16 protein-coding genes and 1 tRNA gene are annotated in these 19,615 nt (G+C 72.2%); 6 read left to right on the top strand and 11 right to left on the bottom strand.

What is annotated here, in order from left to right; genetic code table 11:
* The first annotated feature begins 94 nt into the window (after nt 1-94).
* Nucleotides 95-1,528, top strand: a complete 1,434-nt coding sequence (locus ACZ6AA_RS18925; RefSeq protein ID WP_468457461.1) for a GNAT family N-acetyltransferase — start codon at nt 95-97, stop codon at nt 1,526-1,528.
* A 59-nt stretch (nt 1,529-1,587) separates the two neighbouring features.
* On the opposite strand, the gene ACZ6AA_RS18920 is transcribed toward ACZ6AA_RS18925, so the two are convergent.
* From ACZ6AA_RS18920 to ACZ6AA_RS18910, 3 genes are all read right to left on the bottom strand, one after another.
* The gene (locus tag ACZ6AA_RS18920; RefSeq protein WP_468457463.1) at nt 1,588-2,061 is read right to left on the bottom strand and encodes a GNAT family N-acetyltransferase; all 474 of its coding nucleotides are present in this window, start codon (nt 2,059-2,061) and stop codon (nt 1,588-1,590) included.
* A 142-nt stretch (nt 2,062-2,203) separates the two neighbouring features.
* On the bottom strand, nt 2,204-3,106 hold the full coding sequence (locus ACZ6AA_RS18915) for an aminoglycoside phosphotransferase family protein (protein WP_468457465.1): 903 nt from the start codon (nt 3,104-3,106) through the stop codon (nt 2,204-2,206).
* Between the two features lie 111 nt (nt 3,107-3,217).
* Nucleotides 3,218-4,063 carry a DsbA family protein gene (locus ACZ6AA_RS18910; protein ID WP_471459011.1) on the bottom strand — a complete coding sequence of 282 codons (846 nt, stop codon included), beginning with the start codon at nt 4,061-4,063 and terminating at the stop codon, nt 3,218-3,220.
* A gap of 90 nt (nt 4,064-4,153) precedes the next feature.
* Here ACZ6AA_RS18910 and ACZ6AA_RS18905 point away from each other — a divergent pair, with 90 nt between their 5' ends.
* Together ACZ6AA_RS18905 and ACZ6AA_RS18900 are read left to right on the top strand one after the other, a co-directional pair.
* Entirely contained in the window at nt 4,154-5,554 is a 1,401-nt protein-coding gene (locus tag ACZ6AA_RS18905; protein ID WP_468457469.1) for an NAD(P)/FAD-dependent oxidoreductase, read from the top strand.
* A 100-nt stretch (nt 5,555-5,654) separates the two neighbouring features.
* The gene (locus tag ACZ6AA_RS18900) at nt 5,655-8,918 is read left to right on the top strand and encodes a Tat pathway signal protein (protein WP_471459009.1); all 3,264 of its coding nucleotides are present in this window, start codon (nt 5,655-5,657) and stop codon (nt 8,916-8,918) included.
* Between the two features lie 73 nt (nt 8,919-8,991).
* Here the strand turns inward: ACZ6AA_RS18900 and ACZ6AA_RS18895 are convergent.
* Nucleotides 8,992-9,065, bottom strand: a tRNA-Thr gene (locus ACZ6AA_RS18895).
* A 208-nt stretch (nt 9,066-9,273) separates the two neighbouring features.
* On the opposite strand from ACZ6AA_RS18895, the gene ACZ6AA_RS18890 reads away from it, so the two are divergent.
* The 3 genes from ACZ6AA_RS18890 to ACZ6AA_RS18880 all read left to right on the top strand — a co-directional run bounded on the left by ACZ6AA_RS18890 (nt 9,274) and on the right by ACZ6AA_RS18880 (nt 11,988).
* Entirely contained in the window at nt 9,274-10,410 is a 1,137-nt protein-coding gene (locus tag ACZ6AA_RS18890) for an ABC transporter ATP-binding protein (RefSeq protein ID WP_468457472.1), read from the top strand.
* A 279-nt stretch (nt 10,411-10,689) separates the two neighbouring features.
* A complete protein-coding gene (locus ACZ6AA_RS18885; RefSeq protein WP_468457474.1) occupies nt 10,690-11,148 on the top strand; it encodes a hypothetical protein in 459 nt (152 codons plus the stop codon).
* Nucleotides 11,149-11,253: 105 nt separating this feature from the next.
* Nucleotides 11,254-11,988: a nucleotidyltransferase family protein gene (locus ACZ6AA_RS18880; protein ID WP_468457476.1), complete on the top strand. Its 735-nt coding sequence runs from the start codon at nt 11,254-11,256 to the stop codon at nt 11,986-11,988.
* Between the two features lie 122 nt (nt 11,989-12,110).
* Here the strand turns inward: ACZ6AA_RS18880 and ACZ6AA_RS18875 are convergent, their stop codons facing one another.
* The 7 genes from ACZ6AA_RS18875 to ACZ6AA_RS18845 all read right to left on the bottom strand — a co-directional run bounded on the left by ACZ6AA_RS18875 (nt 12,111) and on the right by ACZ6AA_RS18845 (nt 19,145).
* Entirely contained in the window at nt 12,111-13,847 is a 1,737-nt protein-coding gene (locus ACZ6AA_RS18875) for a DoxX family protein (RefSeq protein ID WP_468481243.1), read from the bottom strand.
* Nucleotides 13,848-13,966: 119 nt separating this feature from the next.
* Complete coding sequence (rlmB, locus tag ACZ6AA_RS18870) at nt 13,967-14,908, bottom strand: 23S rRNA (guanosine(2251)-2'-O)-methyltransferase RlmB (protein WP_468457480.1); 942 nt, start codon at nt 14,906-14,908, stop codon at nt 13,967-13,969.
* A gap of 125 nt (nt 14,909-15,033) precedes the next feature.
* Complete coding sequence (gene cysS / locus ACZ6AA_RS18865) at nt 15,034-16,452, bottom strand: cysteine--tRNA ligase (RefSeq protein ID WP_468481242.1); 1,419 nt, start codon at nt 16,450-16,452, stop codon at nt 15,034-15,036.
* A 78-nt stretch (nt 16,453-16,530) separates the two neighbouring features.
* Nucleotides 16,531-16,935 carry a PPOX class F420-dependent oxidoreductase gene (locus ACZ6AA_RS18860; protein WP_468457483.1) on the bottom strand — a complete coding sequence of 135 codons (405 nt, stop codon included), beginning with the start codon at nt 16,933-16,935 and terminating at the stop codon, nt 16,531-16,533.
* Between the two features lie 96 nt (nt 16,936-17,031).
* Complete coding sequence (ispF, locus tag ACZ6AA_RS18855) at nt 17,032-17,553, bottom strand: 2-C-methyl-D-erythritol 2,4-cyclodiphosphate synthase (protein WP_468457485.1); 522 nt, start codon at nt 17,551-17,553, stop codon at nt 17,032-17,034.
* On the bottom strand, nt 17,543-18,292 hold the full coding sequence (ispD, locus tag ACZ6AA_RS18850) for a 2-C-methyl-D-erythritol 4-phosphate cytidylyltransferase (protein ID WP_471459004.1): 750 nt from the start codon (nt 18,290-18,292) through the stop codon (nt 17,543-17,545). The genes ispF and ispD overlap by 11 nt, the downstream gene beginning before the upstream one ends.
* A 370-nt stretch (nt 18,293-18,662) precedes the next feature.
* Nucleotides 18,663-19,145, bottom strand: a complete 483-nt coding sequence (locus tag ACZ6AA_RS18845) for a CarD family transcriptional regulator (RefSeq protein WP_003953493.1) — start codon at nt 19,143-19,145, stop codon at nt 18,663-18,665.
* Nucleotides 19,146-19,615: the final 470 nt, after the last annotated feature.

Raw genomic sequence — 19,615 nt, 5'->3', positions numbered from 1 at the left:
CCGGCCCCGCCCCACCCATCGGGCCCCACCCCCACCCCCACCCGGTGGCGAAAACAAGGTGCTCGTACGACAAACGGGAACTACCGTCCGTTATATGGACTCCGCACGCCCCGCCGCCCACACCTCCGCCACCCCCACCCCCGCACCCCACCCCACCACCCCCCTCACCATCCGCCCCCTCCCCGAGACCGACATCGACCGCGCCCTCGACCTGGCGTACCTCGTCTTCCATGACACGCCGGAGGAGGAGAAGCGCAAACACCACCACGACCTGCTGCTCGGCTGCGACCGCATCGGCGCGTACGACGGGGACGCCCTGGTCGGACTGATGGCCGCGTTCCGGTTCACGGTGTCGGTGCCGGGCGGCGAACTCCCCTGCCCCGGCCTGACGTTCGTCTCCGTGGCGCCGACGCACCGCCGTCGCGGCGTGCTCTCCGGGATGATCGCGAAGCTGTACGAGATGTGCCAGGAGGAGGGCCGCCCGGTGGCCGCGCTCTGGGCCTCCGAGGACGCGATCTACGGCCGGTTCGGCTTCGGCCCGGCCACCCACGGCAACACCGTCGAGATCAACTCCGAGCGCCCGCTGGCCCTGCGCGTCAGCCCGGACGACGGCCCCCTGCGCCTCGTCGACCCGGCGGACGCCCCGGCCCTGCTCGGCGCGTACTACGACCGCACCCGCGCCGACCGCGGCGGCCGCATCGCCCGCAGTGAGGCGTGGTGGAGCGAGGAGTGGCTGGTCACGGAGGACGAGGAGGACGACGAGCTGTCGCCGCCGCGGGTGGTGGTGCTCGGCGCCCGGCCCGACGCCACGCAGGCCGACGCCACGCAGGCCGACGCCACGCGGACCACCGCCCCGCAGACCGACGGCGCACAGCCCCCCGCCCCGCAGCCGGGCACCCCCCAATCCCCCACCCCCGAAGCCATCAAGGGCTACGCCGTCTACCGCACCAAGACCCGCGACGACGCCCCCGGCCTGATCCGCCTCGACGAGCTGGAGGCCGACACCCCGCAGGCCGCCGCCACCCTCTGGCGCTACCTCGCGAACATCGACCTCACGGGCGTGATCCGCGCCTGGGGCCGCCCCGTGGACGACCCCCTGCTCCTGTTCGCCGCGGACCGCGACCAGGTCCGGGTGACGGGTCACTTCCCTGCCCTGTGGCTGCGGCTGGTCGACGTGCGCGCCGCGCTCCTCGCCCGCGACTGGGCCGCGCCCGCCGCCCTCGTCCTGGAGGTCACGGACACCCAAGTCCCGGCGAACGACGGCCGCTTCCGCCTGACGGTGTCGCCGCAGGAAGCCACGTACGAGGGCACGGGCACGGAGACGTACAAGGCCACGTACGAGCCCACCAACGCCCCCGCCGACCTCAGCGTGGAGGTCCGCGACCTGGGCGCCGCCTACCTGGGCGGCACGCGGATCACGGCGGCCGTCCGTGCGGGCCTGGCCACGGAGCACACCCCGGGCTCGGCGGCCGCCCTGGACGCGGCTCTTCGCACGGCCCACCTCCCGCACACAGCGGACGAGTTCTAACAGTCGGCCGGGTTCCGGAAGGCCGGGCTCCAAGAGCCGGACCTTCCGGAAACCGCACGCTACGAACCGAGTGCGGTCAACGCACCGTCCGTCAGCCGATACACCGTCCACTCGTCCTGCGGCCGCGCCCCCATCGCCTCGTAGAACGCGATCGACGGCGCATTCCAATTCAGAACGGACCACTCAAGTCGTCCGTACCCCCGCTCGACGCAGATCCGGGCCAGCTCCCGCAGCAGCGCCTTCCCGTGGCCGCCGCCGCGCGCCTCGGGGCGCACGAACAGGTCCTCCAGGTAGATGCCGTGCACCCCGCGCCACGTGGAGAAGTTCAGGAACCACAGGGAGAAGCCGACGGGCTGCCCCGTCGCGTCGTCCACAGCGATGTGCGCGTACGCGGCGGGCCGCTCGCCGAACAGCGCCTCGCGCAGCTGTTCCTCGGTGGCGCGCGCCTCGTGCGGCTCCTTCTCGTACTCGGCGAGCTCACGGACGAGGGTGTGGATGAGCGGGATGTCATCGGGCGTGGCGGTACGAATCATGCGCGCAGCAAGCCACAGGCCGCGGCGCGGGGTCAACCGCGTTTCCGCCACCCGAGAAGTGCGGGGAGTCCAGGGAGCGCAGGGAGCTGACGAGCCGCCGACCGATCCGTACCGAAAGGCCCGCGGCCGAGGACCACCGACCTCAGCGCCCCAACAGTCGCCGAGCCACCTCCAGATGATCCGCCGGCAGCGGCCGCCCGTCCTCGATGTCCCAGAGCGCGTTCTGCAGCACCCGCCCCATCGTCCACGCCCTGGCCCGCTCCCGGTCCAGGCCGAGGATCTCCGTCATGGCGTCGAACCGCCAGCACACCTCGTCCGCCTCGAAGAGGTTGTCGAGGGCGGGCCACAGGTCGAACCCGGGGTCACCGGCGAGCGGCTTGGGGTCGATGGCGAGCCACGGCTCGCGGTCGGAGGCGAGGACGTTGTCGAAGTGCAGGTCCCAGTGCAGCATCCGGTCGCCGGGCTCGCCCACGACCTCGCGCACGGCGTCCGCGCAGCGCGCGATCAGGGCCCGCTCGCCCGGGTCGCGGATGGCCTTCAGCGCGGCCGGGGTGTCCTCCAGCATCTGGCCCGCGATGTCGCCGAGGGTGCGCATGCCGGGCGGGGCGGGCACGGCGGTGAGGCGGGCGAGGAGTTCGGCGAGGATGACGACGGCCTTGCGGGTCTCGGCGGGGCCGGTCTCGGCGTACTCCGAGAGCTCCTGGCCGTCGCGGGCGCGTTCCAGCAGCATGGTGCCGGTCGCGTCGTCGTAGTCGAGCAGCCGCACCGCGCCGTCGCCGTTCCACACGCGCAGCGCGACCGGCTCGCCCTCCGTCTCCTCGTCGAGGACCTGGAACTTCACCACGGCGTCGCTGCCGTCGGCCCGGAGCACGGGCAGCACGAGCGCCGCCATGCCGTACATGGACTCGCCGACGACCTTCAGCTCCCAGCGGTCGACGAACTCCGCGACCCGTGCGGGCAGAGCGGCGATAAAGGCACGGCCCGCCTCGCCCGCGTACTCGTACTGCGACTCGATCAGCTCGTCAGGGACCTTGATATCGATCACGCGGGCGACATTACCGACGCACCGGAATCACCACATGCGATTTATTCCGGACACAGAACGCACCGCATTCCGGCCCCGGGCGCCTCACGTGCCTCACATGCCTCACTCGCCTCAAGAAATCCCCGCGTCCTTCAGCACCTTCCCGAACCCCGCCTCGGTGTACAGCGCGTCACTCGCCGCCTTCTCGCCGTCCACGACGACCGTCGGCGTCCCCGTGACCCCGTCCTCCGTGAAGGCGCTCATCGCGGTGCCGACCCAGCTCTTGTACGTGCCGTTGGTGACCGCCTTCGTGAAGGCGGCGTCGCGCAGGCCCACCTTGTCGGCGATCTTCAGGAGGAAGGCGGGCGTGAACGCGTCCTCGCTCTCCTCGGGCTGGTTGACGAAGACGGCGGAGTGGAACTGCGGGAACTTGCCCGCCTCGACGGCGGCCCGCAGGGCGTTCGCGGCGTTCACCGAGCCGCTGCCGCCCAGGTTCCGGTCGAGGAAGGAGGCGATCGTGTACTCGACCTTCACGTCACCGTCGGCCAGCGGCCCCACGAGGGCCTGCGCGCCGCCCTCCTCGAACTTCTTGCAGAACGGGCAGCGCGGGTCCTCGTACACCTTGACGGTGTGCTTGGCGCCGGGCTTGCCGACGATGATCACGCCGCCCTTCACGGCGGTGGGCACCTTGGCGAGCCGCTCGACGGAGACGGGCGGAACCTTGGCCTCCGGGACGACCTCCTGCGACGAGGAGGAGGACGGCCCGTCAGAAGCCCCGTCGGACGGCCCCGCCGACGACTCGCCGTCCGAAGCCGAAGCCGACGAAGAGGCCGATGCGGACGGCGACTTCTTGCCCACCCCCATCCAGTCGTCCCCGCCGTCGTCGGAGTCGCACGCGGTGACGGCGGCACCGAGCAGCGCGACGGCGGTCACCGAGGCGGCCACGCGCCCGGCCTTGCGTACGGCCCGTACGGCCATGAACAGCCCTCCCAAAACGTCAGAACCAGTGGCCCGAAAATCTATCCGACCCCTGCCCAGCGGCCCATACGAGCAGTAACGTCCCGCCCCATGAGCAGCACGAACACCGTGAACGGCGGCATCTCCTTCTGGTACGCGGACGACGGCCTGCCCACGGCCCGCGAACCCCTCACCGGCGACGCCACGGCCGACGTGTGCGTGGTCGGCGGCGGCTACACGGGACTGTGGACGGCGTACTACCTGAAGAAGGCCGCGCCCTTCCTGCGCGTCACGGTCCTGGAGCAGCGGTTCTGCGGCTACGGCGCCTCGGGCCGCAACGGCGGCTGGCTCTACAACGGCATCGCGGGCCGCGACCGCTACGCCCGCCTGCACGGCCACGACGCCGCCGTCCGCCTCCAGCAGGCCATGAACGCCACCGTCGACGAGGTGATCCGCGTCGCCGCCGAGGAGAAGATCGACGCCGACGTCCACCACGGCGGCGTCCTCGAAGTCGCGTACACACCCGCCCAACTGGCCCGGCTGCGCGCCTTCCACGAGGCGGAACTCGCGTACGGGGAGAACGACCGGGCGCTGCACGGCGCCCGCGAGACCGCCGAGCGGATCCGGGTCTCGGGGGCCGTCGGCTCGTCCTGGACGCCACACGGCGCCCGGCTGCACCCGGTGAAGCTGGTGAAGGGCCTCGCGGCGGCCGTCGAGGCGCTCGGCGTCACCATCCACGAGTCGACGCCGGTCACGGAGATCAAGCCGAAGCACGCGGTCACCCCGTACGGCACGGTCCGTGCGCCCTACGTCCTGCGCTGCACGGAGGGCTTCACCGCGTCGCTCAAGGGCCAGCGGCGCACCTGGCTGCCGATGAACTCCTCGATGATCGCCACCGCCCCGCTGCCCGCCGACGTCTGGGAGACCATCGGCTGGGAGGGCCGCGAGACGCTCGGCGACATGGCGCACGCGTACATGTACGCGCAGCGGACCGCCGACGACCGCATCGCCCTCGGCGGCCGAGGCGTGCCGTACCACTTCGGTTCAAGGACGGACAACGACGGCCGTACGCAGCCCGCCACCGTCGACGCCCTGCGCGAGATCCTGGTCCGCTTCTTCCCCCAGCTCACCGGCGTCCGCATCGACCACGCCTGGTCGGGCGTCCTCGGCGTACCCCGCGACTGGTGCGCCACCGTCACCCTGGACCGCGCCACCGGCCTCGGCTGGGCGGGCGGCTACGTGGGCTCCGGCGTGGCCACCGCCAACCTCGCCGCCCGCACCCTCCGCGACCTCGTCCAGAGCGACTCGGGCCAGGCGGGCCCCACCGACCTGACCGCCCTGCCCTGGGTGAACCACCGCGTCCGCAAGTGGGAGCCGGAGCCGCTGCGGTGGCTGGGGGTGCACGGGATGTACGCCACGTTCCGGGCCGCGGACCGCCGCGAGGACAGCTCCCACAGCGCGGCCTCGTCCCGCCTTGCCCGACTGGCGGAGCGGGTGGCCGGGCGCCACTGAGGTCAGCGGGCCCCTCTTCTCCCCCTCCCCCCGGGGTGGCCGTCACACCCTTGTGTCACGATCACTCGTTCTTGTTCGTTCAGCCCGGGGGGGGGCTTTCATGCCACGACCACACACCTCCGCGAGACCCGTTCCCGCCGCGAGACCCGACTCCGCCACGGCGCGACCCGCGGTGCCCTTCGCCCTGCTGCTCGCCCTGACCGCCCTGTTGTCCCTGTGCGTCCCCGCGGTGCTGCCGACGGCGACCGCGCGGGCCGCCGAGCCGGAGTGCGCGCCGCTGGCCCTCGCCCCGTTCGGCGACCCGGGCGACGCGGTCGGCAAGGCGGTGGTCGCGCCCGACGGGACGGCCTGCTTCACCTTCACCGCGACCGAGGCCGGTCTCCACCAGATCCCGCTCGACGCCAGCGGCAACGAGGCGTACCGCCAGGTGTACCGCGGTGACACCAGGATCGACTGCTCCGACCGCGTCTGCGACCTGCCCGCGGCGGGCGCCTACACCGTGCAGGTCGTCAACGACGGCTTCGAGGACGCGAAGACGGCCCTCACCGTCGTGCCGCTGGGCGGTACCCGCGGCTGTGCCGCGTCCGTCGGCACCGGCTGGGACCAGCCGGCCGTCTCCCGGAAGTCCTCCGGTCGTGTGCAGGTCGACTGCCAGCCCTTCGACGCCGAACCCGGTGACCGCGTCCGGCTCACCCACGGCACCAAGGTCTACGGCGACACCCTCGCCTGGATCACCGACAGCACCGGCGCCCGGATCTGTCCACGCGACCCCGAGGACGGCGAGGACAGCTGCGTCCTGCCCGGCAAGGGCCCCTACCGCGTCCTGTCCCACGTCACCGAGGTGGAGGGCGGCTTCCCCGCCCAGTACGCGGTCGACGCGCGGCGGCTCAACGACCCCCAGGGGTGCCCGTCCGTCCCGGTCCGGCCGTACGGCCCGCTGACCGCACGGGACTTCACCACGACGCCCTGCTCCACCGTCACCACGGACAAGGCGGGCAGGTATCTGGTCGACTCCGTCGCCAAGGAGGACGGCACCGACCGCGTCCCCGTCCGCGTGTACGACCGCTCCGGCAAGACCCTCTGCCGCGGCTCCGACGAGCCCTGCCGACTGCCCTCCGCGGGCACCTACACGGCCGTCCTCGACAAGGAGTCCCCCTTCCGCTCCACCCCGAGCGACATGGTTGTCCTCGACCGGGCCTCCGACAGCGGCTGCGTGACGACGGAACCCGGCCTGCACCGGGGCGAGTTGAGCACGGCCGGACAGTACGACTGCCTGCGGCTCACCGCGCCCAAGGGCGCCAGGGTCGCGGCCCTCACCCCGCTCGGCGGCTCCGGGGTCGACGCCGACGTGGAGGTCGTCGACAGCGCCGGAACCGAGCAGTGCGACGCGGAGAAGCTCGCCGCGGGCAACTGCGCGCTCAGCGGCGACGCGCCCTACCGCGCGCTCGTCCACGCGGACGGCAGCCCCCGCACCGGCCCGTACGCGGTCGCCGTGCACCGCACGGACGCGGCGGGCGACTGCCCCGTCCTGCCCGCGGGCAGCTTCGCGGCCGACGGCGCCGAGGCCGCGTTCGCCACGGGCGACGGCACGTTCTCGCGCTGCCTGACGATCCCGGCGGACGACCACACGTCGGCCGAGGTGCTGCAGCTCGTCAACACCTCCGGCGACGTCCGCGCCGGGTTCTCCGTCCTCGACTCCACGGGCAAGCGCGTCTGCGACGTCTACGCCACCACCAACGGCTGGACCGTCTGCGACCTCACGCCGGGCAAGGCCCACACCGTCCTGGTCACCGGCCGCGACCAGGCCGCCGACTACACCCTCACGCGCCGCGACGTGACGTCGACGGCCTCGTCCGCGGGCTGCGCGAAGACCCCCGCCACCAAGGTCGGCGGCCCCTCCGTGAAGGGCGCGTACGGCGCCCCCGGCTCCCTGCGCTGCCACCAGGTCACCACCCCTGAGGCGACGGACGTCCTGCACGTCGATGTCCGGGACGCCCTGGGCACCGCCAACATCAGCGTCCTCGGCGGCGACGGCGGGCCGGAGTGCTCCGACCGCAACCGCGCCTGCGCCGTCACCGGCGGCAGCACCCACCAGGTCCTCGTCCAGGTGCCGACGAGCCGCAAGGCGGCGCCTGAGTACCGCCTCGACGCCCTGCGCGTCGCGACGGCCGACGGCCCCGCGCCCGAGTGCGCCAAGGTCCCGTCCGTGGCGTACGGGTACGGCCCGGTCACCGGCAAGCTCGACGAGTCCCGCACCGCGGTGTGCGCGGTCCTGCCCACCGCCGGCGGCGACCACTTCGAGTCCGAGATCACCGACACCACCGGAGCCACGCACACGGCCGTCCCCGCGCTCTACAACAGCGAGTGGAAGAACGGCTGCAGCTGGTTCTCGGGCGACGACGGCGAGGGTTACGACTGCGGCGTGACGGAATCGTCCTCGACGCCGCGCAAGCCCTCCGTCCTCCTCCTCGGCCTCCCGGAGAAGGCGTCGAGCACCTCGTACCGCGCCACGATGAAGTGCACGCGCGGTCCCTGCGGCGGTGAGAAGGTCACCGTCACCGACGTGACCCCCAAGACGGCGGCCGGCGGCACCAAGCACACGCTCACGGTGACGGGCACCGCCCTCCACCCCGACTTCACGGTCCGCCTCTCCCAGCCGGGCAAGAAGCTCACCGCGAAGACGACCTCGGTGTCGGCCGACCACCGCACCCTGAAGGCGACGCTCGACCTGACGGACGTCCCCGCAGGGACCTGGAGCGTGAGCGTCCACACCGGCGGCACGGAGTTCTCCAGCGGCACCTTCACCGTCACCGAACCGGAGCCGCGCAACACCACCGCCCCCAAGGTGACGGGCACCCCCGCCGTCGGCTCCAAGCTCACCGCGACCACCGGGACCTGGACGGGCGCCCCCTCCTCGTACGCCTACCAGTGGAAGGCGAACGGCACGGCCATCGCGGGCGCCACGGCGTCGACGTACAAGATCCCGGCCGCGCACCTGGGCAAGAAGCTCACCGTCACCGTCACCGCGCGCAAGGCGGGACGCCCGGACGCCACCGCGACCTCCTCGGCGGTCACGGTCGCCAAGGGCGCCGCGCCCAAGGCCACGAAGGCCCCGTCGATCACCGGCACCGCCCGCGTCGGCAAGGTCCTCAAGGCCGCGCAGGGCACCTGGTCGCCCGCCCCGGGCTCGTACTCCTACCAGTGGTACGCGAACGGGACGGCGATCAGCGGCGCGACCAAGTCCTCGCTGTCCGTGAAGTCCGCCCAGCGCGGCAAGAAGATCACGGTCAAGGTGACGGCCCACCGCACCGGCCACCGCGACGGCTCGGCGACGAGCAAGCCGACCGGGACCGTGGCCCGCTAGCGGGCGACGGGCGGTCCCGGAACGCGCGAAGGCCCAGGTCACCTCTTCGGTGGCCTGGGCCTTCGCATGCCGGAGCCCCCTGTCGGATTCGAACCGACGACCTTCGCTTTACAAGAGCGGCGCTCTGACCAGCTGAGCTAAGGAGGCAGTGCAGTGACGTGCCCGTGCAGTGTAACCAACGGGTCCGACACGGCCGGGGGTCCTCTCGAAAATTTCCGCGAAGGTCGTGACCTTCCGGCTACTGACAGACCAACGACCTGCGGGGTACGGTCACGGACAGTTCACCCACGTGGACTAGACCCATCCTTTACTCGGATCGTCCGGCACGTTCCTGCCGGTGAAGGGGGCCCTCACCATGGCCACTGTTTCGTTCGACAAGGCGACCCGGATCTACCCGGGTTCCACCAAGCCCGCCGTCGACTCTCTCGAGATCGAGATCGAGGACGGCGAGTTCCTCGTCCTGGTCGGCCCGTCCGGCTGCGGCAAGTCCACGTCCCTGCGCATGCTCGCGGGCCTCGAGGACGTGAACGCCGGCGCCATCCGCATCGGTGAGCGCGACGTCACGCACCTGCCGCCGAAGGACCGGGACATCGCCATGGTGTTCCAGAACTACGCGCTGTACCCGCACATGTCGGTCGCCGCGAACATGGGCTTCGCCCTGAAGATCGCGGGCGTCGACAAGGCCACCATCCGGCAGAAGGTCGAGGAGGCCGCGAAGATCCTCGACCTCACGGAGTACCTGGACCGCAAGCCCAAGGCCCTCTCCGGCGGTCAGCGCCAGCGCGTCGCGATGGGCCGCGCCATCGTCCGCGAGCCGCAGGTCTTCCTCATGGACGAGCCGCTGTCCAACCTCGACGCCAAGCTCCGTGTGTCGACGCGTACGCAGATCGCCTCGCTCCAGCGCCGCCTCGGCATCACCACGGTGTACGTCACGCACGACCAGGTCGAGGCCATGACGATGGGCGACCGGGTCGCCGTGCTCAAGGACGGCCTGCTCCAGCAGGTGGACTCGCCGCGCAACATGTACGACCGCCCGGCGAACCTCTTCGTCGCGGGCTTCATCGGCTCCCCGGCGATGAACCTCGTCGAGGTCCCGATCACCGACGGCGGCGTGAAGTTCGGCAACTCCGTGGTCCCGGTGAACCGCGAGGCGCTGTCCGCCGCCGCCGACAAGGGCGACCGCACGGTCACCGTCGGCGTCCGCCCGGAGCACTTCGACATCGTCGAGCAGAACGGCGGCGCCGCGAAGACCCTCTCCAAGGAGTCCGCGGACGCCCCGGCCGGCCTCGCCGTGTCCGTGAACGTCGTCGAGGAGCTCGGCGCCGACGGGTACGTCTACGGCACCGCCGAGGTCGGCGGCGAGCCGAAGGACCTCGTGGTCCGCGTGAACGGCCGCCAGGTGCCGGAAAAGGGCGCCCAGTTGCACGTCGTGCCCCGCCCGGGCGAGACCCACGTCTTCTCGACGTCGACGGGCGAGCGGCTCAGCGACTGACTGCCAGCCACTCGGCGAAGGGCCCCGCACCGGAGTGCGGGGCCCTTCGCCGTGCCCGGCGGTCCCGCGCCGCGCGGCGGCGGCCGTTCGCCGTACCCGGCCGCCGTACGCCGCACACCCCCCGCCCCCGCCCCCGTCAGGGGTTGTCGACAAATACCCCGGCACAACGGTCATTTCGATCCTTGTGCGTCAACGCGCGAGCAGAAAGACACCTGCCCCCGTAGCTCGACCGGGTGACTAAATGTCGCCAAATCATCACCTACCGCTACTCTCACTCGCGTGACGCACTCCGCCAACCACACCCAGAAGTCGCGCCGGGGCCACCGCGGCCCCGGCCGCCGCATCGGGCGCACGCTCGCCCTCGTCCTGCCCGTCGTCCTGGTGCTGTCCGGCACGCTCGCGGTCACCCGGGTCAACTGGTCCGGCAGTTCCTCGGACTCGGTCCTCACCGCCTCGGCGGGCGACCTGTCCGTACCGGCCAAGTCCCGTGCCCCGCAGGACGTCCTGCGCCACCGGCTCCTCCTCGAACTCCAGGAGAAGAACCCCGGCGTCGCCCTCACGCAGCTTCAGCAGGAGGTCGACCGGCACCCCTCGCTCGCCAAGCACTGCGTGTCCATCGCCCGCGCACTCGGCCGCGCCGCCGTCCGGGCGTACGGCCCGAGCCGCGCCCAGTCCTTCGCGCGCCCGGTCTGCGACACGTCCTTCGCCACGGGCGTCGCCGCGCACCAGAACGGCTGAGCGCCCCCGTGGCGGCCCCGCACGGCCCCGATAAGGGCCGGTAGGGGCCTCTCAGGGGCCGAGGCGGCACAGAGCCCTGCGCGGTACGCCGCGTAGGGTTCCGTCATGACCACCGGTGCCCACCACCCCGCACGGCCCACGCAGGCCGTCGTCCTGGCCGGCGGCCAGGGCTCACGCCTTCGCCCGTACACCGACGACCGGCCCAAGCCCATGGTCGAGATCCCCGGCACGGGGACCCCGATCATCGGCCACCAGCTGGCCTGGCTCGCCGCCGAGGGCGTCACGGACGCGGTCGTCTCCTGCGGCCACCTCGCCGAGGTGCTCCAGGAGTGGCTGGAGTCCGCGGACCTGCCGCTGAAGGTCACCACGGTCGTCGAGAAGGAGCCGCTCGGCCGCGGCGGCGGCCTCAAGTACGCCGCCGCGCACCTGCCGCACGCCGACCGGCCCTGGTACGCGACCAACGGCGACATCTGGACCCGCTTCTCGCTGCGCGACATGGCGGCCTTCCACGCCGAGCGCGACGCCACCGCCACTCTCGCCCTGGCCCGCCCCCGCATCCCCTGGGGCGTCGTGGAGACGGACCAGTTCGGCCACATCACGGACTTCATCGAGGCCCCGCCGTCGCCGTACCTCATCAACGCGGGCGTGTACGTCTTCTCGGCGGCCTTCACCGGCCTGCTGCCCGACCGCGGCGACCACGAGCGCACCACGTTCCCGCGCCTGGCCCGGGAGAAGCGCCTGGCCGGTTTCCCGCTGCCGCAGGGCGCGTACTGGCGCGCCATCGACACCGCCAAGGACCTCACCGAGGCGGCCAAGGAGCTGGCGGCCCAGAAGCCCTGACCGCGCCCTGAGTTCGTCGCGCGAACGTCGATGGGACGTCGAGGGAACGTCGATGGGGCCCCGCACACGTGCTGTGTGCGGGGCCCCATCGACGTATCGGGGACGTACCGGAGGCGGGCGCCTCAGCCGAGGACACCGCCGAGCAGGCCCGGCTTCGCGCCGCCGCCCGTGGTGCCGCCACCGCCGGTGGAGCCGCCGGAGCCGCCGCCCGTGGTGCCGCCGGTGCCGGTGTTGGCGCCGCCCGTGCCGCCGGTGGTGGCCGCCGGGCCGCTGGTGGCCGCGGGCGGCTCATCCTGCGTGGGCGCCTGCTGCTGCGACGACGGCGCCTGGCCACCGGTGCCCTGCGTGGCGGTCGGCCGGCCCTGGCTCGCGCCGCCGGTCTCGGGGGCCGCGCCCGGGGTGCCCTCGGCGCCCCGGGTGGGGCTGGCCGAACTGCCCTGCGTGGGCGCGCCGTCGGCGGTCGCCGACGGGCTCTGCTTGTCGCGGCGCAGCTTGCGTTCGCCGTCGGAGTTCTCCGGCAGCGGGGAGCCGGGCAGTTCGTTGCGCGGGGCCTCACCGGGGCCGGGCACGGTGACGCGGTCCGCGTCCCGCACGGCGCCGCCGAGCAGCGAGCCGACGAGCAGCGTGAGGCCGACGACGACGGTCCCGATGAGCGCGCCACGCCGCAGCACCCGGCGCCGCAGCTCCCACAGCTCCGCGCGCGGCCCGAGCGTGCGCCAGGCCTCGTTGGCGAGGCGGCCGTCGACCGAGTAGACGGGCGCGCCCGCGATGATCAGCGGGGACCAGGCAGCCAGGTAGATGATGTCGGGCGCGTCGTACGCCGGGACGGTCTTCCAGCTCACCGTCACCAGGAGCGCCGCCGAGAGCAGCACCCCGATGGAGGCGGCGAGCCGCTGCCAGAGGCCGAGCACGGTCAGCACACCGACGATGACCTGCAGGAAGGCGATGACGAGACCGGCGCCCACGGGGTGCTGGAGCGCCCAGTCCCGCAGCGGCTCGGCGAGCGCCCACGGGTGCAGCGAGTTCAGCCACTTCACCATGGAGCCGCGCTCGCCGCCGTCGAAGTAGACGGGGTCGCAGAGCTTGCCCATGCCCGCGTAGATGGAGATGAAGCCGAGGAAGACGCGCAGCGGGAGCAGCACGACGCCCAGGTTCAGGCGGCGGCCGGGGAAGTAGGCGTGCCGCTGGGCGGCCGCCGTGCCGGAGTTGCCGCGCCGCCCGGTGGCTGCTTCCCCGTCGTGTCCGCCGTCCCGGTCGTAGCCGTCGTCGTCGTAGCGCGCGGCCTCGGCCTCGCGGTGCTCGTCGTCGGCGCTGCCGGGCAGCCGCATCTGCGGGAGCAGCCTGGTGCCGTCGCCGGGGTCGCGGGGCGGCGTGAAGGCGGCGGTCTCGGCCGGGTCGCGGGGCGGGGTGAAGGCCGCGGTCTCGGCCGGGTCGGCATACGGATCGTCGAGGTCGACGCGCGGGATGACCTGGGTGGAGCCGCCGTCGTCGAAGGTGTCGCGGCCGCCCCCTTCGGCCGAACGGCGCACACCGCTCGCACGAACGGCCTGAAGCAGTCCGCTCGCGTCGAGGTCGCCCGGCGCGGACTTGCCGCTCCACACGACGGGCGCGCGCCTGCGGGCCGGCGCGGCCCCGGCGGCGGGGATCCGCACGGTGTCGTCCGTGGTGTTCAAGTCGCGTGCGATACGCGGCGATTGGGTCCGCCCGGAGGTCCGGAGCTGCACGCGGAAGCTCGCGTGATTGACGATGACCTGCGCCGGGTCGCAGGGCACCTTCACCATGCTCAGCGCGGGAGTGTCGTCGAACCCTGACGAGCGTCCCCCCGTGGGTGTGCGGGGTGTTCTGGTGTCCACACTCATCTAACCGAGTGATGTGTGGTTTGGACACTGCCTTGACCCACGGCAAATGTCCGGACCCCGTCAAGCAGCCGTGATCCGGCGGGGCACGGACGGCTCGGCCGCCCCCGCCCCGCCCGCCCTCACTGGCGTCGGCGCGCCGCCTCGTACAGCACGACACCCGCGGCCACACCGGCGTTCAGCGACTCCGCGCCGCCGGGCATCGGGATGCGCACCCGGAAGTCGCAGGTCTCGCCGACGAGCCGGGACAGGCCCTTGCCCTCGCTGCCCACGACGATGACGACCGGGCCCTCCAGGGCCTGCAGGTCACCGATCTCGTGCTCGCCGTCGGCGGCGAGGCCGACCACGGCGATGCCCGCCTTCTTGTACGCCTCCAGGGCGCGCGTGAGGTTGGTGGCGCGCGCGACCGGCGTGCGCGCGGCGGTGCCCGCCGACGTCTTCCAGGCTCCCGCCGTCATCCCGGCGGCCCGGCGCTCGGGCACCACGACGCCGTGCCCGCCGAAGGCGGAGACGGAGCGGACGACCGCGCCGAGGTTGCGCGGGTCGGTGACGCCGTCCAGGGCGACGATCAGCGGGTCCTCGCCGTCGTCGTGGGCGGCCGCGACCAGGTCCTCGGGGTGCGCGTACTCGTACGGCGGCACCTGGAGCACCAGGCCCTGGTGGTTGAGGCCGTTCGTCATCCGGTCCAGCTCGGGGCGCGGGGCCTCCATCAGGTGGATGTCGCCGCGCTCGGCGGCGAGCTGGAGGGCCTCGCGGACGCGCTCGTCGTTGTCGATGAACTGCTGGACGTACAGCGTGGTGGCGGGCACGCCCTCGCGCAGCGCCTCGTAGACGGGGTTGCGGCCGACGACCAGCTCGGACGCCGACTTGCCGCCCCGGCCGCGCGGCGCCGGCTTGCCGGTGGTGCGGCGCGCCTTGGCGTTGGCGGCGCGCTGCTTGACGTGTCCCTTGCGCATCTCGGCGGGCGGCGTGGGCCCCTTGCCCTCCAGGGCCCGGCGCCGCTTTCCGCCGCTGCCGATCTGCGCGCCCTTCTTGCCGGACATGCGGCGGTTGTTAGCGGCCATGACCTACCTGTCTGTGTGTTGCGTGGCTGCGTATCCGCGCTGCTTGCGCGCGGACGCATCTGAAGTCGTCGTATATGCAGTGTGCCGCCCGAGTCCCCGGGCGGCACATCAGCGTCTGGTCCGCGCTAGCGCGGACCGAGCGTCCAGCGGGGGCCCGACGGGCTGTCCTCGATGACGAGGCCCGACTGACCGAGCTGGTCGCGGATGGCGTCGGCGGTGGCCCAGTCCTTGCGGCCGCGGGCGGCCTCGCGCTGTTCCAGTACGAGGCGTACGAGGGTGTCGACCACGCCGTGCATGTGGTTGATGGAACCGGTCTCACCGCTGTCGCCGTCGCCGCCCGCCCAGTGCGGGTCGAGCGGGTCGAGGCCGAGGACGCCGAGCATGGCCCGCACCTCGGCGAGGCGGGCGATGGCGGCTTCCTTGTCGTCGGCGGCGAGCGCGGAGTTGCCCTGCCGGACCGTGGTGTGGACGATCGCGAGGGCCTGCGGGACGCCCAGGTCGTCGTCCATCGCCTCGGCGAACGCGGGCGGCACCTCGGCGGCGGGCTCGACCACGCCCCCGGCCTTCTCCACCACGCGCTGCACGAAGCCCTCGATGCGCGCGAACGCGGACTCGGCCTCGCGCAGGGCCTCCTCGCTGTACTCGATCATCGAGCGGTAGTGCGGGGTGCCCAGGTAGTAGCGCAGGACGATGGGGCGCCACTGCTTGACCATCTCGGAGACGAGCACGGAGTTGCCGAGCGACTTCGACATCTTCTCGCCGCTCATGGTGACCCAGCCGTTGTGCACCCAGTACCGCGCGAAGGCGTCGCCGAAGGCCTTGGCCTGGGCGATCTCGTTCTCGTGGTGCGGGAAGATCAGGTCGATGCCGCCGCCGTGGACGTCGAACTCGGTGCCCAGGTACTTGTGGGCCATGGCCGAGCACTCCAGGTGCCAGCCGGGGCGACCGCGGCCCCAGGGGGTCTCCCAGCTGGGCTCCCCCGGCTTGGCGGCCTTCCACATGGCGAAGTCGCGCGGGTCGCGCTTGCCGGTCTCGCCCTCGCCCTCGGGCTGCAGGAGGTTGTCCAGTTCCTGGTTGGACAGCTCCAGATAGCCCTCGTACGACCGCACGTCGAAGTAGACGTTGCCGTCGGCCTCGTAGGCGTGCCCGCGCTCGATCAGGCCGCGCATCATCTCGATCATCTCGGTGATGTGGCCGGTGGCGCGCGGCTCGTACGTGGGCGGCAGGCAGCCGAGGACGTCGTAGCCGCTGTTGAAGGCGCGCTCGTTCTCGTAGCCGATGGACCACCAGGGGCGGCCCTGCTCGGCCGACTTCTTGATGATCTTGTCGTCGATGTCCGTGACGTTGCGGATGAACGTCACGTCGTAGCCGCGGTGGGCGAACCAGCGGCGCATGATGTCGAAGTTGAGGCCCGACCGGATGTGTCCGATGTGCGGGGCCGCCTGCACCGTGGCGCCACACAGGTAGATCGAGACACAGCCTTCGACGAGGGGGCTGAAGTCACGGATCTGCCGGGCGCTGGTGTCGTACAGGCGAATCGTCACCACTCCAGGGTAGTGGGCGCCGGGCAGTGCCCCGCGCACACTGGGGACACGGGGCACGAACCGTGACGTTCGGGTCCGTCAGATGCGGCCGACGACCTTGCGGGGCGTCACGCGGACGACCACGCGCTGCGCGTCGTCCTTGGCCGCCGGGTTGAAGTCGGCGTAGTCCTTGCCCGTGTACTTCCGCGACAGTTCGTCGATCAGCTCCTGGCCGCCCTCGGTGGTCAGCTGGGCGGTGCCGCGGATCTCCGCGTACGTGTAAGGGGCGTCGAAGGGCTGGAGAAGCACCGTCACGCGCGGGTCGCGGCGCAGGTTCTTCTCCTTCCGCCGCCCGAGGGTGGTGGAGATGAGGACGTCGTCGCCGTCGCGCGTCACCCAGACCGGTGAAAGCTGGGGACTGCCGTCGGGCTGGATGGTGGCGACGGTGACGAAAACGGGCGTGTCGAGCAGGGACTTGAGATCTTCGGACAGTACGGCGGACATGGCTCACTCCTCGGCCTGGTTGATCGCTGGACGAGTCGTAGCCCTATCGGATCGCGCGAGTCCGCACCATGGGGCGGGGCGGGTTTCGGCCCGCTCTCAGCCCGTACGGACCACGAGTGCCGTCGCGATACCGACGAGCCCGTCGCCGCGGCCGGGGAAGCCGAGGCCGTCCGTGGTGGCGCCGGACACAGAGACGGGGGCGCCGACCGCGTCCGAGAGGACCTTCTGGGCCTCCTCGCGCCGCTTGCCGATCTTCGGCCGGTCTCCGATCACCTGAACGGAGACGTTGCCGATGGTGAACCCGGCCTCGCGGACGATCCGCGCGGCCTCCGTGAGGAGGGTGAGCCCCGACGCCCCGGCCCACTCGGGCCGCCCGGTGCCGAAGTGGGCGCCGAGGTCGCCGAGGCCCGCGGCGGAGAACAGCGCGTTGCACGCGGCGTGCGCGACGACGTCCGCGTCGGAGTGCCCGGCGAGCCCGGGCCCCTCCCCCTCCCACTTCAGCCCGGCGCACCACAGCTCACGGCCCTCTTCGAAGGCGTGGATGTCGGTGCCGATGCCGACCTGCGGCAGGGGGTACGGGACCGGCGACGGGACCGCCGGGGTCGGCTCAGAAGCCATCGTTGGCCCTCCTGCGGGCGAGTACGGCCTCGGCGAGGACGAGGTCGAGGGGCCTGGTCACCTTGAACGCCTCCTCGTGGCCGGGCACGAGCACGACGGGCTCGCCGAGCCGCTCCACGAGTCCCGCGCAGTCCGTGGCGCCCTCGCCGACGACGGCGGCCTCGTGGGCGCGCAGCAGCGTGGCGCGGTCGAAGCCCTGGGGCGTCTGCACGGCCCGCAGCCGGGCGCGCTCGGGGGTGGCGAGGACGGGCTCGGGCTCGCCGGGCGGGCCGGGCTCGACCTCCTTGACGGTGTCGGCGACCGGCAGCGCGGGGACGACGGCGGGCGCCCCGTCGCGGACGGCCTCGATGACGCCGTCGACGGTGTCGACGGGGACCAGGGGGCGGGCCGCGTCGTGCACGAGGACGATGTCGATGGTGTCCGGCAGGGCGTCGAGGCCGAGCTTCACGGACTCCTGGCGGGTGGCGCCGCCGGGCACGACGAGGAAGTCGGTCCGCTCGGGCAGGGCGTGGTCGGCAAGGAGGGTCTTGACCTCGGGGGCGCCGTCCGGCGGGGCCACGACCACGACGAGCGAGACGGCGCGGGACGCGGCCATCGCGCGCACGGCGTGGATGAGCATGGGCGTGCCGTTCAGGGCGCGCAGGGCCTTGGGGGCGCCGGGGCCGAGCCGGACGCCGCGGCCCGCGGCGGGGATGACGGCGGCGGTGCGGGGGCCCGCCACAGAAGATGCGTCAGACATCGGTTCCGTTCAGGTTTGTGTGCTCGGCCGACATGGGTATGGCCTGGGCGTACCCCCGACCGTAGGTTGGGGGAGTGCCGGGCGCGACGCCTTGACCGGACCCTTCCGTGACATCTGGTCGAGCCAGCTGCCCGAGCCCGGCACGCCAAAGTACCGGGGGATCTTTCCGTACACGCGAACCGGCGGTGAAGACCGGCGGTACGCGCATGCGCGTACCGGGGCCGAAGGCTGCCCGCTTTCGGGTACGAACATGCCGCAGTGCCCGGCAACACCTTTCAGGAGTCGGCGGGCACCGCGGCAATGTGCGCTGTCTTGTTCGTCCCGGGACGCACGCCAGGTGGTGTGGCGTCGCGCTGCGTCGGTCAGGACTTCAGGACGCGAGGACCTCGTCGAGCAGGGCCTCGGCCTTGTCCTCGTTCGTGTTCTCCGCGAGGGCCAGCTCGCTCACCAGGATCTGACGGGCCTTGGCGAGCATGCGCTTCTCACCGGCGGACAGTCCGCGCTCACGCTCCCGACGCCACAGGTCACGGACGACTTCCGCGACCTTGATGACATCGCCGGAGGCAAGCTTCTCAAGATTTGCCTTGTAACGACGCGACCAGTTCGTGGGCTCTTCTGCGTACGGCGCGCGCAGTACTTCGAAGACCCGGTCGAGGCCGTCCTGGCCGACCACATCACGCACACCGACGAACTCCGCATTGTCCGCTGGCACACGTACCGTCAAGTCGCCCTGGGCGACCTTCAGCACCAAGTAGGTCTTGTCCACGCCTTTGATCTGGCGAGTTTCGATGGCCTCGATCAGCGCGGCCCCGTGATGGGGATAGACCACGGTGTCGCCAACCTTGAACGTCATGTGACAGGTACCCCTTCCGTGGCTATCCAGGGTAACACGGATACGGCGTCTTCTGAATGGCGTTTTCGCAGGTCAGGGCATATCTCGGGGCTTGACAACAGCAACAGGAACGTGCTGCGCGGGGGCTGCGGAAGGGGGTATTCGCAGGTGGGAGCGGCTGTCCGGGGACAGGGAAACACCCCCGTTACGCGCCCCGGGAGAGCGCCGCAAGGGGACGAACGTCCCGGTTTGCCAGGTTCCCGTAGGTGAACTTCCGCTACTCCGTTCGGCACGCGGTGACATGTACGAGACGACGCCAGGGACGCGTTCGGGATCAGTTCGCGACGACCCCGGAGGCGGGTCCGGCGCGAATCCGGAATTGATCAAGAAGCACGAGCGCCGGTGCGCCGGAAGCGCGCTCCGATCCACCCGGTGGCAGGTCCCGTGCGTCATCCACTGATCAATTTCCCGGCCCCCTCCGCATTTCCTTA

The organism is Streptomyces sp. NPDC040610 (assembly GCF_055594065.1).
Note: the sequence above shows the minus strand (reverse complement) of the source record. Positions and strands in the feature narration are given on the sequence as shown.